This window comes from Cobetia sp. 5-11-6-3 (genome assembly GCF_013374055.1).
In the GTDB taxonomy this organism is placed as follows: domain Bacteria; phylum Pseudomonadota; class Gammaproteobacteria; order Pseudomonadales; family Halomonadaceae; genus Cobetia; species Cobetia marina.
Window position 1 is genome coordinate 1 of the sequence record NZ_BLWJ01000037.1, and the last position, 281, is coordinate 281.

The 281-nt window shown below is 64.4% G+C and carries 1 protein-coding gene; it reads left to right on the plus strand.

Translation table 11 applies throughout. From position 1 onward, the window contains the following. A partial coding sequence (locus HXS66_RS17310; protein ID WP_176504179.1) for an Ig-like domain-containing protein occupies nucleotides 1-281 on the plus strand: 281 nt, incomplete at both ends.

Genomic DNA, 281 nt, shown 5'->3' on the forward strand with positions numbered 1-281 from the left:
GCACCAATGATGCGACTCCGACGCTGACCGGCAGCGCCGAAGCCGGTAGCACCGTCACGATTACCCACAATGGTGAGGAAATCGCGACAGTCACCGCCGATGCCAATGGCACCTGGAGCTTCACGCCGGCGACTGGCTTCACCGATGGCGAGCACGTCTTCAGCGTCACCGCCACCGATGCCGCGGGCAACGAAAGTGCACCGTCTGCCGACTTCACGCTCACCGTCGACACTACCGCGCCGGATGCACCAGTGCTGGCTGAGACCGATGGCACCACCGTC